Origin of the sequence: Breznakiella homolactica, from assembly GCF_016616095.2 — a bacterium.
GTDB classification, from domain to species: Bacteria; Spirochaetota; Spirochaetia; order Treponematales; family Breznakiellaceae; genus Breznakiella; species Breznakiella homolactica.
Window position 1 is genome coordinate 371,302 of record NZ_CP067089.2, and the last position, 13,364, is coordinate 384,665.

The following is a 13,364-nucleotide window of genomic DNA, read 5'->3' on the forward strand; positions in this document are numbered from 1 at the left end:
AAATACGGCGCAGAGATAATAGAGCAGCATACGTTTTTCTTTTCTCCTGTCATCTGAGAATGATGCAGTCCAGGTGGTTCAGCGGCGGGCACTTGCTGCGGCTGGCGTTTAAAAAAACGGACGGGCGAATCCCGGACTGCAAAAGGGAAGAGCGGTCCAGGATTCATAAAATTACGTTATTTCTTGAATACGGTAAGCCCGTCTTTTATTGTTTCCAGGACTTCAATATCTCTTATGTCCATTGCTTCTGTTTTCAGCGGATTGTCGGAAAGAATCACCAGGTCGGCCCGCTTCCCCGGTTCGAGGCTTCCTTTGCTGTTCTCTTCCTTATTCTGGTAGGCCGCGTTGATGGTAACCGCTTTTAAGGCATCAAAGGCATCCACCCGTTCAAAGTCACCCAGCTGAACGCCGTTTCTGGTTATCCGGTTTACACCCGCCCAGACACTTTCGAGCGTATTCGGCTGGATCACCGGTGTATCTTCATGGTAGGTAAAGGGCAGGTTGCTGTTGAGAGCTGAACGGGAGGCGCTGATCCTCGATGCCCGCTCCCAGCCGAGATTTTGCAGGTGAATATCGCCCCAGTAATAAATATGGGATACAAAGATGGACGGTATCATGCCGATCTTCGCCATTTCCGGATACTGGTCGGGACGCGCTGTCTGGCAGTGTATCATCACCGGCCTGAATGTATCGGCAAGGTTTTTTTCAGCTATTATGCGTTTGAAGGAATTGATTATCTGGTCCGAGGCGGCGTCGCCGTTGCAGTGCGACTGGAGCTGCATCTTATCGTCCATAGCAATACGCACAAAGGCGTCCACTTCTGCGTCCGTATAGATAGGATATCCACGGTAGTCTCCGCTGTTTTCATAGGGCTTGGTAAGCCATGCTGTTTTTCCCTGGGGTGAACCGTCAAGGAATATTTTGTAACCGCCAATTTTAAACCGGTTTTTGTATATGCCGATTAAGTCCTTGTTTTCCCGGGATAATTCGCCAGCGTTTTTTAAATCAACGAAACCGATGACATCGGCTTTTAATTGGCCCCGCTGGGACATGGTCTCAAGGATCGAAAATTCAAATCCTCCCATAAGCCCTTCCTGGACAGTGGTAACACCGTAGCGCAGGTAGGTATCCAGGGCTTTGTCCACAAGATTAACCATATCCTCAACACTCGGCGGTTTTACCGCGTCCTTGGCGTAATTGATAAAGGCGTTTTCCTCCAGATAGCCTGTGGGCTCTCCGTTTTCGTCCCGCTCGATTAAACCACCTTCCACATCGGGGGTGTTTTTGCCGATACCCATCAGCTCCAGAGCCTTTGTGTTAACCACCCCCATGTGACCGGAGGCGTGGGATATAATGATCGGGTATTCGGTGGACACTTTGTCCAGTACTTCCCTGGTGGGATGCTTTTTTTCCGCCAGAAAGTTATTGTCATAGCCGGAGGCTGTAATAACCGCATCCGGCGCCGGCGGGAATTCCGCGATATGGTCCTTTATAAGGTTTACTATATCATCGAAGTTTTTTGCCTCGCTGAGATTTGCTCCCAAATACGACTGGGCCAGCTGGACCACATGGCTGTGGGTATCGATGAAAGAGGGGAGCAGTGTTTTTCCTTTCAGATCGACCAGCATGGTATTGCGGTCGCTGAGTTTCATGATATCCGCGGAAGTTTCAATGTGGGTAATTTTCCCGCCTTCAACCCTGACAGCTTCCGCATAGAGCGGCTCCGCCATGGTGATGATATCGCCGTTGTGGTAAATTACAGCCTTGGTCCCATCCCGGGCATCGCCGCCGGTTTGACACGAAACGAACAGTATTGAAAATGCAATAACACCCAATACAACGCTTAAGTTTTTCATATTGTCTCCTTTATTAACTAATATCAAACTGTACTTTTATGCCGGGATTGTGTCAATAAAAGCCCTGGAGATCACAGTTAGGGAGAAAATAGCTGAAATTGGATTGGGCTGCCTGGGGCAGGGGAGACCGTGAAGGGCTGTCCGCTTTGCCGGAAAAGAACGGGTGAGTCCTTACGGTACCTTGACGTCGCGGTGAAAAACGTAGGAAAAACCGTACCGCGACCCAATGTAATAGGTCTGTATATATTCCATGATTCTGCCGTCATCCAGATATGTCGCGTGGGTATTTACAAGCAATGCTTCGTTTTTTATCCGGAGGATCTTCTGTTGTTCTTCGGTGGGAAGTTTGCTGGTCACCTCTCCTTCGGTTTTTTTTATCTTTAACCCAAGACTTTCGACATACGCGTAGAAGGATGTTTCCAGGGCATTGAGATCCATAGCCGGAATACAGTCGCCGGAAACATAGGTATAACTGATAGCCATGGGCGTCCCGTCCCCGGTTCTGAGGCGGACAAAATAGTGTATCAGATCATCATCGCCAAGTTTGAGCCTGTCCCGGATAAAGGGCAGTTCCTTTCCCCGTTTTACGTAATAATCAATCAGCTTTGAGCCGGGCTTTATTCCCCTGGCAATCATATCCTGGGTAAAGCTGGTGCCCCCGCCGATTCTTTTTGATACCTGGTTGTATTTTACAAAGCTGCCTTTTCCCGGTATACGGTAAATATAGCCCTTTGATACGAGACTGACGATGGCCTTATTTATGGTCATCCGGCTGACCTGGTATTTTTTGCAGAGCTGTTCCTCGGTCATAATCTGATCGTCGGCGCGCAGTTCGTTTAAGGCAATACTTCGTATGATATCTTGTTCAATCTTAATATAAATAGGTTCTTTTTTCATCTGAATCTTTTATCACGGATTTTGTCTCTTTTTCAAGAGAAAATAATACAAAAGTTTTGATAATTATAATACAATTATCTCTATTATGTATATACAATAATAACGGAGGTTACGCAATGCATGCGATTATACTCGCCGCGGAAAATGGCAGCCAAAACGATCAATTTCCCAATAAACCCAGGTGTATGCTCAGAATTGACGGAAAGCCTGTTATTGAACATACCCTTGATGCCCTTTCTGAAGCGGGTATAACCAAATGCATTATCGTTACGGGAGACAACAAAGAAGCCATTATTTCTTTGCTGGGAGCCGCATATAAAAATACACACATCGAATACGTATCAAATGACAGTCCTTCACCGGCTGGCAGTATGTATTCCCTTTTTCTCGTAAAGGACTATCTCGCTCAGGATGATACTATTCTTCTGGATGGAAGCGTAATTTTTGAGCATGCCCTCATCGCCGATTTAATTAGCTGTCCCGGAAAAACCGCGGCAGCCGTCGCTCCCTGGGAATCATGGATGGATGGCACGGCTGTCGTTCTGTCTGAAGACAACGAGATATCGGGGTTTATTCAAAGGGTTTACCGTAATTCCGTAAAAAAGGAAATCTTTAAATCCGTAAACATATACAAGTTTTCAAAGGAATTCTCCGCGGATGTCTATATTCCGTTTCTGGAAGCGTACATCCGAACAATGGACGGCGATGATGATACTGAACAGGTGCTGAGGATAATTGGCCTGGTGGATAAATTTCATATTAATGCTTTCTTATTGAATCATTATGTCTGGCGTGAAATACGCGGTACCCAGGACAGGGATATTGCGGAAATACTGTTTGCCCGGACAAGTTCCGAGAAACTCCGGCTGATATTTCAGCACCAGGGCGGTCTCTGGCGGTTTCCGGAACTGCTCGATTTCTGTTATCTTACCAACCCCTATTTCCCCACCAGGGAAATGAAAGAAGAGATAAAAGCGCATTTCGATATGCTTCTGAAGGATTATCCTTCGGGCCAGGCCGTACAAACCCGCCTGGGAGCCGAATTATTCGGCGTATCCGAAACAAACATTATTCTGGGAAACGGAACCGTAGAACTTATCAAGGCTCTGTCCCGGGTCCTCGGGGGCACCATAGGCATAATACGGCCGACATACAATGAATACAGTGAAAACCTTTCGAAAAACGGCTATATCACATTGCGGGACTGGGTCCCGGAGAATTTTACCTATACCACCCGGGACATTGAAAAATTTTCCGGCGGATACGATGCCCTGGTTCTGATTAACCCCGACAATCCCTCGGGGCATTATATCCCGCGGGATGGTCTGGTAAAGCTTGCTGCCTACCATAAGAAACGGCAGAAAAAACTGATCGTGGATGAGTCCTTTGTTGATTTCACGGATACAGAGAAGCAGCCCTCTCTTATAACGCAGGAGATTCTGGATGAGTTTCCCAATTTGATTGTCCTGAGAAGCCTGGGTAAAAGTTACGGAATAACCGGTCTGCGTTTAGGCCTTTTGGCCTCCGGAGATCTGGATATCCTGGCGGAGGTACGCGGCTATATTCCCAAGTGGAATATCAACTCCTTCGGGGAATATTTTTTACAGTGCATCGGCAGATATAAAAAATATTACCGGCAGTCCTGCGCCTGGATCGCGGCGGAGCGCGCGCGGTTCAAAACAGAACTCGAGAAAACGGCTTTGCTTACTGTTTATCCATCCCAGGCGAATTTTTTCTTGTGCCGAATAAACGGATCCGCCAATACAAAGGAATTTTCGGAATATCTTTTACAGGAACATAATATTCTCATTAACGGTTTGGACGGAAGGCCGGGAATACCGGAGGATAAATTCTTCAGGCTCGCTGTGCGGGGCAAAAGCGATAACGACCGGTTCTGTGAGGCGGTCTCGGCGTATAAAAACAAAAAATAATTTTTCTTGACAAATGTATATATGTAAAATATAAAATGTATATACAAAACAAATGCACTGAGTTTTGACGTTAAACTAGAGAAATTGGAGTGAATTATGGATGTGACGATAGCGGAGAAAAATGGCAATTTGCGGAAACACATGCTGTCTATGTCGGATCCCAAAAGCTGGGAAAAGACCATAGCCCTCACCGGGGAAAGCCTTAAGGAATTTGAGAACGCGCCGTTCCTCAAGGGGACGAAACAGGTTTTTATCATCGGCCAAGGCACTTCCTACGCGACAAGCCTCCTGATTGAAACTTTTTTTGAGCATATCGCGGATATCAGGGCTTCGGCCTATCCTGCCTTTCATTTTGCCGCCTACGCGGGTGACTACATCAAAGCTCCGGAAGAAACCCTGGTAATCGGGGTGAGCTGCAGCGGGAATACCGCCAGTGTATCCGCCGGCCTCAGGGAGGCGAAAGAGCAGGGCGCCAAAACCCTGGCTATTTCAAATGAAGGGGACATTGACAACGCGAAATTCGCGGAATACCGTATCAAGACCGACGCTCTTCTGGAGCGGGCGGCCCAGGTTACCGCGTACAGCGTTTCACATCTCTTTATAGCCCTTGCGGGGTATGAACTGGCCGTGCTTATGGGCAGCAGGAATGGGGCTCTTGACGCCGGTAACGTCCGGTACTGGAAGGATCAGTTTACGGCAGCCCAGTCCGCCATGTCGGTTCTTCCCGCGTTGTTTGACCGGATGAAGGAAATCAGCGCGGAGTTTTCACAGAGCAGAAACGCCTGTGTCCTTGGAACGGGCCCGAATTTCGGAACCATGAAGGAAGGGGCCCTTAAGATATCGGAATTTACCTGGCTTTTCTGCGCCGGGGAGGAACTCGAGGATTTCGCCCACGGACGGTTCCGTGAATCCGATGGTACCCTGCCGCTGCTTATTATCGCGCCTGAGGGACCGTCGGTGGCCAAAACCATGGACCTTCTTGCGGCGTGTGTTATTTCCGGAACGCCCTCAATAGTTTTTACCGACGTACCCACCCCGGCGCTTCGGAAAATGGCGACCCACACCGTGGAGATGCCGAAGCTGGAAAATGAATACCTCACCCCGTTCCTGTATATTTTCCCGCTCTGGTTTTACGGCTGGCATATCAGGAACAACGCAGGATATGCGGTTGCGGAAAAACGCCACGGGCTGGCCGCCAGGGATATCAATTTCAAACTGCACTTTGATGAAGAGGGCAACAGAAAATAAATACTATGGCTGCGGCGGTGAATCGTCCGCAGCCGGATCCAAATAAATACTGTTAGGAGGATGAGATGAAAAAAATCCTGGGTGTTCTGCTGATAATGTTGATTGCCGGTTCCCTGCTCATAAGCTGCGGCGGGAAAAATTCAGGCGGTGCCGACAAAAAATACGATCTGGTTTTCTGGGTTTATTCCGATTTTGTTCAGGATGAGGCGGGAAGGCTCATGAACAAGTGGATACAGGAATTTACCGCGGAAAACGAAAACTGCAATTCCATTACCATGGTTCCAAAAAATGATAATGAACTGCTGACGGGCCTCATGGCGGGGGTCGGGCTTCCCGACATGTTTTCTGCGAGCGCCCGCAACGGCAAGCAGTACCGAGAAGCCGTCGGCCTCCTGGATCTAAAACCCATGTTTGACGCCGATCCGGAATATACCAAAGGCTTTTATCCTAAAACCATTTCTACCATTACCGTTGACGGCGGCATGTGGGCAATCCCCTTTATCAGCGGTGTCAATATTATCTTCCGCAACCTTACGGTGCTTGAGGCCGCCGGCATTGATCCCGCGGAGGGCATACCCACCTATGATGCTTTTATTGAACAGCTTAAGAAGGTAAAGGCCGCGGGTTATGACGCCACTCACTCCTGGGTTACCGGCAGCATCGCGGGCCCCGGTTCCATCATGGCTTCCGACTCACAGAATATCACCATCGGTGTTGCCAACGGCAAGACCACCATACAGCCCAGCCAGCTTGTGCGTACCTTTGATACCCTGAAACGCATTATCCCGTATTCCAATGCCATGACCAGCGGCCAGGATATCACCCTGGAGGCGTTCAAAACAAACAAACTGGCGTACATGCTTGGCGGCGCCTGGAATGATCCCGGCATCGCCCAGAGCGGCGTAAACTACGACATAGTTCTGGTTCCGCCCTATGAAAAAGGCGGCTGGACCGGCGGGCTCCAGAGCTGGGATTTTATCTACGGCACCGAGAGTAACGACCCTGTCAAGAATGAACTGGTCTTAAAGTGGCTGAAGAAGCTCGGATCCTATGAAAGCCAGAAGGCATGGACTATGAATATCGGCCGTTCTACCCTCCGGCAGGATGTAATGGATGACCCCGAGGTTATAAACAATAAATTGATAGCCCGGGTCAGCTCCGAAGGGCTGAAGTGCGGTATGCCCCAGATGGACTTTATGCATTCCGCGGTTTTCTGGCCCAGCGCTGTCCGCGACGTGGCTCCTCTGGTCGCCAACGGAACACTTACTTCCCGGCAGGCCGCGGAAAAGTTTGTTGAAGAAGTAAATAAGATGTACGCCGAATCCGGGGAATAAACAGCCGGTTCCGCAAACCGCCGGTACTTTCCTTCCGAAGAATGGAAAGTACGGCGGTATCTTACAGTTTCTATAAAAGGTACAGATAATGGGTAAATCGCTGCATGAACGGAAAAATTTATTACGTTACATTCCGAACTATGTTGGTTTGGCGCCATTTTTCATTCTTCTGGTAGTCTTTATTCTGACACCGATGATTTACGGCCTGGCCATGAGTTTTACCGACTGGTCCGTATCATCGGGCCGGCGGGGAATTCATTTTACCGGTCTGGCAAACTACCGGTACGTGCTGAATGGCCAGAGTGTAACTTCGACCCGTTTTTTAAAGTCCCTGATAAATCTCGCCATCTACGTACCCATTACCATTACCGTGAGTGTCGTTATTTCCCTGTCTCTTGCGCTTATTATCAATAATCTGCCCGGCGGTTTGTACCGGTTTTTCAGAAGCGCCTATTTCATTCCCACGGCGCTCCCTCTGTTTTTGTGCACCGGTATATGGCGCTGGCTTATGGCCACCGACGCGGGCCTGGTTTCGGTATTTCTCGCCAAGCTCGGCATCGGAGCCGGCATCGACTGGGTGAACACCGGCGGATACGCCATTGCCATGATCGTTATGGTGGATGTATGGAATACGGTGGGCTTTAACTTTATTATTCTATCCACGGGTATGCAGGATATTTCCCCTGAATTATACGAAGCCGCTGATATTGACGGCGCTTCGGTTTTTCAGAAGATGACCAGGATTACGATCCCCATGCTGGAGCCGATTATTTTCTTTGTCATTACCTATTCCTTTATCAGCGCCTTGCAGGTTTACGATATTCCAACCATTTTGACTTCCCACACGGATATCAATAATCTCGGCGGCCCGGGGCAGATCGCGTTGTTCCCGGTAATGGAAATCGTACGGAACGTGTACGGAGGCTCGGTGTCGGGTCTGGGCCGGGCTGTTGCCGAGGGGGTCATTTTAATGTGCCTCATCATGGTAATTACGGTGATTCAGTTTAAGGTGCGCCGCAAACGGGTGTAGGGGAGAAGATACTATGAAACCGAAAAAAACGATAACTTTGGAATTTGTTGTTCTTGTTCTCCTTGCATCCGTCTGGTTTGTGATCTGCCTGTTCCCGCTGTGGATGATTTTCAGCGGAACCTTTTCCTCGGACAGCACCAATCTGACCCAGGCGTACTGGCCAAATGATTTCGCCAACGGTTTGTCAAAAATAAAATACGCCCTAAATACCATAAATGTTTGGCGGGCGACTCTGGATACCTTTATTTATACAATGATAGCTTTGGCGGGTATGCTGGTGATCTGTTCCCTGGCGGCGTACGAATTTACTTTTTTCCGGTTCCCCCTGAAGAAGTTCTTTTTCGGACTCATGATGGGAACCATGATGCTGCCGCTGACTCTGTATGTCATTCCCCTGTACCGCATGGTTTTCAAGCTTGGGCTTGCCGACACGTATATCGGCGTGGCTCTACCTATTATGATTTCGCCCCTGTCGGTCTTTATCATGAAGCAGTTCCTGGAGGATCTGCCCCTTTCTTTTATTGAGTCGGCGCGGATAGACGGGGCGGGGCATTTCGTTATATTTGGCCGGATTGTTTTTCCCCTGATGCGCAACGGTATCATAACCGCGGTGGTGCTTCTTTTTCTCAAAGCGTGGAGCAGCTTCCTCTGGCCTTCCCTGGTGACGGCCCAGAACATAAAGCCCATAAGCGTGACCATCGCCAATCTGTTTAATCCCCAGTTTTACGTTGATACCCGGGTGCGGTTCGGTGCCATGCTTCTGGCAATGATACCGCCCCTGGCTCTGTACCTGATTTTCCAGCGTTTCGTTATCAAGGGCATCAGCATGTCCGGTGTAAAGGGCTGAGATGGAAAAAGTAATTCTGGGAATTGATATCGGCGGCACCAAGGTCCGCCTCGGGCTTGTCCGTGACAACGGAGAAATACTCCAAACCAACCGTTTCCCCGTTAAACGGGGACCCCTTGCCGAATTCGGGGAAGAGCTTATCTCCCAAACCGGGCTGTTTCTGACTGAAACCGGGTATGCGGATCGTATTAACGGGATCGGTATTGGGGCCAAAGGGCACATAGACAACATCAAAAACCGGTACGCTTCGGGGTCCCTGTTTACCGGGGCTGACGGGTACGATCTTTGCGGTGAACTGGAACGCGTCTTTGGTCTTCCTGCTTTTATTGACAATGACCTGCACGCCACGGTGCTCGCCGAAGCGCGCTGGGGAGTGGGTCGGGGCAGGAACTGTTTCGCGTATATAAATGTGGGTACCGGCTTTGCGGTCGGTCTTATCGACTCCGGCCGTTTAATCCGGGGGGACCACAATTTTGCCGGAGAAGCCGGAAACTGTATTTTTATCCCCACGGATAAACGGCCGTATATTCACAGTCTTGAATCGGTCGTATCCGGCGGCGGCCTTGATAAGGAAGTCCGGCGGATGATTAGCCGGTTTCCGGACAGTGCCCTTGCGGCGAAAGCCCGTACCTCAGAACCGGTTTTCTCCCGGGAAATATTTGACGCGTACCGGAACGGCGATGCCCTGGCGGTGGATCTGGTGGATGATGCGCTGCTTATGCTGGCCTATACCATTATTAATCTCGAACACACTCTTAACTCAAAGCTCTATGTATTTGGCGGCGGTGTAGTCGCCGACGGCTGGTTCTTTGACAAACTCCGCGGCGAGGTGGAACGGATTTCCCGGGAATCCGGACGTGTCTGGACCGCGCCTATGGAGATATCACAGCTTGGCGTTGATACAGCGGGGCTTTTAGGCGCCGTCAGTGTTTTCCTGCACAGCCGCGGCGTCTGATTTCCCGAAGCATCACCCCGGTGTATGTACTACAGGGCAGTTCCTTTTGACGGTTTAAACAATCCGGACATATCGGCGCCTTCGAGTTCAAGCAGTTTTATTTTCTTTTCTATTCCTCCGGCGTAACCGGTTAAGCTCCCCTTCGATCCCACCACCCGGTGGCAGGGTATGATAATGGCGATGGGGTTGTGTCCTACCGCGCCGCCGACGGCCTGGCCGGCCATGGTGGCCTTGTTCATTTTTTTTGCCATTATCTCTGAGATTTTACCGTAGGTGGTAACTTCGCCGTAAGGAATCCCGCAGAGGATATCCCATACTGCCCTGCGGAATTCGCCGCCCCTGGGCGCCAGGGGCAGGTCTGCCGCTGCCGGTTTTTTACCCGAAAAGTATTTATCCAGCCATTTTTTTGTCATGGAAAACGCGGGCAGATTATCCTTTTCTTCCATTTTATCCGTTACAGTCCCGCCGAAATACTTCTGTCCTTCCATCCACAGACCGACGAGATTGGAGCCGTCGCTTCCAAGCATAAACGGCCCGAGGGGCGACACGTAATAGGTTGAATAAAACATATCCGTCTCCTTAGCAGTCTTCTTTTCCGCGGTGAATTCCAGCCAGTGACCGCCGCGTACAGCGGCTGGTCTTCACTGTTCATAGCACTGTAATCCCTGCCGGTTTAAATATACTGGTTTCCGTAAATAATACTCGCTGTTTTCGGACATGTATACCTCCGGAAAAGGTTTGCGGCCAGTGTATGGAGGCCGGTTCATCGAGATCTTTTTGCTGCGGAAAAGTTATGGTATAATACGGGAATCCGGTTAGAGGATTATAAACCCGCCCAAGGACGCATAAAGTTGGTGAAATTTAAAACCATAACCGCCCGGATCATTATTTCAGTCATTCCTCTTGTCGCTGTTATAACCATTCTTTCGGTGGTCAATATTTATTTTGCCATGAACGGACAGATTACCACCCAGTTTGATGAACGGATGACCGAAAGTCTCCGTTTAGCCAGACTCAGTATCTACGCGGAGCTGCTGATGAACGCCAAGGTCGCCGAGAGCCTGGCCATCTACGCAGAAACCTGCAGCAGGGAAACCATTGAAAAAGGAGAACTGGCACGGTTTCTTCTGCGGTCCATTCCGTCAAATAAAAATACCGTGGGCGGCGGTATCTGGTTTGAACCGTATTCACTGTACCCTGATGAGCGCTATTTCGGGCCCTATGTCTACATCAAGGACGGAAAGGCGGTGTATTCCGATGAGTACGGCAGCGAAGTGGACTTCCATCAGGAGGCCTGGTATATCAACGGGAAACAATCCGGCGGAGAAACCGTCTGGTCCGATGTTTACTATGACCCTGTGGCTGCCGTCACCATGATCACCTCCTCGGTGCCTTTTTACCGGAGCAGCGGTGAATTCCTGGGGGTCGCCACCGCGGATATGGCACTGACGGATATCAAGGCTATTTCCGCGGATATAGCCGTGGGCCGGACCGGCGCGGCCTTTATTCTTGGCGCTAAGGGGGAGTTCATTTCCTTCATTGATGAAAGCCGCAGTTCCGATATGCTTATCGGCGACGATCCGGACCATGAGCTGGTCTCCCTGGGCAGGCAGGTGCTGAACAACCGGAGCGGCTCGGAAACCCTTTCCTGGCAGGGGCGGCAGTACCGGGCTTTTTATACCGGCATGGAAGAAATTGACTGGCATCTGGTGGTGATCATCGACAATGCCGAAGTGGGGCAGTCCGCCAATGATCTGATCCGGTCCCTGGCCTTGGTCCCGGTGGTGGGGCTCTTTTTTGTGGCATGGAGTATTCTCATGGTCGCCCGGTATCTGAAACGGGTGACCAATAAGGTAAACAGTTTTGCCGACCAGGCCGCTTCGGGGGATCTGCGCGAAAGAATCCTCATCACCGAACACGATGAATTCGGAGTGATGGAAGACCGGCTTAACAGGATGATGGACACCATGGCCGAAATGTCCGAACACTCCGAGAAAATGCTGGAAATGGCCCAGGCCGCCAGCAGGGCTAAAACGGAATTCCTGTCAAAAATGAGCCATGAGATGCGGACCCCCATGAACGCCATCATCGGCATGGTGCAGGTTTCCGAGCAGACCGATGACCGGGAAAAACTGCGGGACTGCCTTTTAAAAATTGACCATGCTTCACGGAACCTGCTGGAACTGATCAACAATGTGCTGGACATGGCAAAAATAGAAGCCAATAAGGTGGAACTGGAGGTCGCCCGGTTTTCTATCCGTGAGGTGTTTGAGAGTATCGCCAACGTCTTCTGGGTAAAAGCGGAAGAAAAAAAACTGGCCCTCACCTTAACCGCAGATGACTCGGTACCCGGCAGTATCTGGTCGGACCGGTTCAGGTATTCCCAGGTAGTGACAAATCTGGTGAGCAATGCGGTAAAGTTTACCCCCGAGGGAGGAGCCGTTTCCGTTGCCGCGGAGCTGCTTAAGGAAACGGCTACCGGGTTTGTTATCAGAACAACGGTGGCCGACACCGGCATCGGGGTCGCTCCCGAATCCGCGGGCAGACTGTTCGGCGCCTTTGAACAGGCTAACAGCGGTATTTTCAGGCAGTATGGCGGCACCGGCCTCGGTCTTTCCATCAGCAAGAGCCTCGTTGAGCTTATGGGCGGAACTATCTGGTATGAACCAAACGGATCCGCCGGCAGCCGGTTTGTCTTTACGATTACCGCGGAAAAAACCGGAAAGGAAGAAACCGCCCCCGCGGAAAAACTGACCCCCGATGCTTTTGACTTCCGCGGGAAATCGATTCTGGTGGCCGAAGATGTGGAGATCAACCGTGAGATTGTCGCGGCCCTTCTTGAAGATACCGGCGTGGCCATAGACTTTGCGGAGAACGGCCTGGAAGCCTGCGGTATGTTTTCAAAAAACCCTGAAAAATACGACCTGATTTTTATGGATATTCAGATGCCGGAAATGGACGGTCTGGCGGCTACGAAAAAAATCCGCCGGATGGAGAAGGGGAAAAAGATACCCATTATCGCCATGAGCGCCAATGCCTTCAGGGAAGATGTCAACGCCAGCCTGGAAGCGGGAATGAACGGGCATATTTCAAAACCGCTGGATTTGAATGTGGTTTTGTCCACGCTGCATTCTTTCCTGAAATAAATACTTTGCCGGTGCTTTACGGCGCCCCAAAAGACTGATATAAAAAATCAATGTAACCCGTGGTGGTATACCGCCGTATTTGACTGTTCCACCAGCATCCGGGCGTAACAGCCATAACCT

At 50.2% G+C, this 13,364-nt stretch carries 10 protein-coding genes; 7 read left to right on the forward strand and 3 right to left on the reverse strand.

Going from position 1 to position 13,364, the window contains the following annotated elements; translation table 11 throughout:
- Positions 1 to 176: 176 nt before the first annotated feature.
- Together JFL75_RS01935 and JFL75_RS01940 are read right to left on the reverse strand one after the other, a co-directional pair.
- Positions 177 to 1,856 carry an amidohydrolase gene (locus tag JFL75_RS01935; protein ID WP_215625015.1) on the reverse strand — a complete coding sequence of 560 codons (1,680 nt, stop codon included), beginning with the start codon at positions 1,854 to 1,856 and terminating at the stop codon, positions 177 to 179.
- A gap of 171 nt (positions 1,857 to 2,027) precedes the next feature.
- Complete coding sequence (locus tag JFL75_RS01940) at positions 2,028 to 2,753, reverse strand: GntR family transcriptional regulator (RefSeq protein WP_215625016.1); 726 nt, start codon at positions 2,751 to 2,753, stop codon at positions 2,028 to 2,030.
- Between the two features lie 116 nt (positions 2,754 to 2,869).
- Here JFL75_RS01940 and JFL75_RS01945 point away from each other — a divergent pair, with 116 nt between their 5' ends.
- From JFL75_RS01945 to JFL75_RS01970, 6 genes are all read left to right on the forward strand, one after another.
- A complete protein-coding gene (locus JFL75_RS01945; RefSeq protein ID WP_215625017.1) occupies positions 2,870 to 4,684 on the forward strand; it encodes an aminotransferase class I/II-fold pyridoxal phosphate-dependent enzyme in 1,815 nt (604 codons plus the stop codon).
- Between the two features lie 96 nt (positions 4,685 to 4,780).
- Complete coding sequence (locus JFL75_RS01950; RefSeq protein ID WP_215625018.1) at positions 4,781 to 5,932, forward strand: SIS domain-containing protein; 1,152 nt, start codon at positions 4,781 to 4,783, stop codon at positions 5,930 to 5,932.
- A gap of 65 nt (positions 5,933 to 5,997) precedes the next feature.
- Complete coding sequence (locus JFL75_RS01955; RefSeq protein WP_215625019.1) at positions 5,998 to 7,266, forward strand: ABC transporter substrate-binding protein; 1,269 nt, start codon at positions 5,998 to 6,000, stop codon at positions 7,264 to 7,266.
- An 88-nt stretch (positions 7,267 to 7,354) separates the two neighbouring features.
- On the forward strand, positions 7,355 to 8,296 hold the full coding sequence (locus tag JFL75_RS01960; RefSeq protein ID WP_215625020.1) for a carbohydrate ABC transporter permease: 942 nt from the start codon (positions 7,355 to 7,357) through the stop codon (positions 8,294 to 8,296).
- Positions 8,297 to 8,309: 13 nt separating this feature from the next.
- Positions 8,310 to 9,143, forward strand: coding sequence for a carbohydrate ABC transporter permease (locus JFL75_RS01965; protein WP_215625021.1), 834 nt, complete (start codon positions 8,310 to 8,312; stop codon positions 9,141 to 9,143).
- 1 nt (position 9,144) lies between these two features.
- Positions 9,145 to 10,098, forward strand: a complete 954-nt coding sequence (locus JFL75_RS01970) for an ROK family protein (protein WP_215625022.1) — start codon at positions 9,145 to 9,147, stop codon at positions 10,096 to 10,098.
- 29 nt (positions 10,099 to 10,127) lie between these two features.
- Here JFL75_RS01970 and JFL75_RS01975 read toward each other — a convergent pair whose 3' ends face one another.
- Positions 10,128 to 10,667: a methylated-DNA--[protein]-cysteine S-methyltransferase gene (locus JFL75_RS01975; RefSeq protein ID WP_215625023.1), complete on the reverse strand. Its 540-nt coding sequence runs from the start codon at positions 10,665 to 10,667 to the stop codon at positions 10,128 to 10,130.
- A gap of 285 nt (positions 10,668 to 10,952) precedes the next feature.
- Here JFL75_RS01975 and JFL75_RS01980 point away from each other — a divergent pair, with 285 nt between their 5' ends.
- A complete protein-coding gene (locus JFL75_RS01980) occupies positions 10,953 to 13,244 on the forward strand; it encodes a PDC sensor domain-containing protein (RefSeq protein WP_215625024.1) in 2,292 nt (763 codons plus the stop codon).
- Positions 13,245 to 13,364: the final 120 nt, after the last annotated feature.

What these genes read in the sequence shown, in the direction of transcription:
- JFL75_RS01935 (WP_215625015.1), bottom strand. Translation starts at nt 1,856, where the DNA reads ATGAAAAACTTAAGCGTTGTATTGGGTGTTATTGCATTTTCAATACTG.
- JFL75_RS01940 (WP_215625016.1), bottom strand. Translation starts at nt 2,753, where the DNA reads ATGAAAAAAGAACCTATTTATATTAAGATTGAACAAGATATCATACGA.
- JFL75_RS01945 (WP_215625017.1), top strand. Translation starts at nt 2,870, where the DNA reads ATGCATGCGATTATACTCGCCGCGGAAAATGGCAGCCAAAACGATCAA.
- JFL75_RS01950 (WP_215625018.1), top strand. Translation starts at nt 4,781, where the DNA reads ATGGATGTGACGATAGCGGAGAAAAATGGCAATTTGCGGAAACACATG.
- JFL75_RS01955 (WP_215625019.1), top strand. Translation starts at nt 5,998, where the DNA reads ATGAAAAAAATCCTGGGTGTTCTGCTGATAATGTTGATTGCCGGTTCC.
- JFL75_RS01960 (WP_215625020.1), top strand. Translation starts at nt 7,355, where the DNA reads ATGGGTAAATCGCTGCATGAACGGAAAAATTTATTACGTTACATTCCG.
- JFL75_RS01965 (WP_215625021.1), top strand. Translation starts at nt 8,310, where the DNA reads ATGAAACCGAAAAAAACGATAACTTTGGAATTTGTTGTTCTTGTTCTC.
- JFL75_RS01970 (WP_215625022.1), top strand. Translation starts at nt 9,145, where the DNA reads ATGGAAAAAGTAATTCTGGGAATTGATATCGGCGGCACCAAGGTCCGC.
- JFL75_RS01975 (WP_215625023.1), bottom strand. Translation starts at nt 10,667, where the DNA reads ATGTTTTATTCAACCTATTACGTGTCGCCCCTCGGGCCGTTTATGCTT.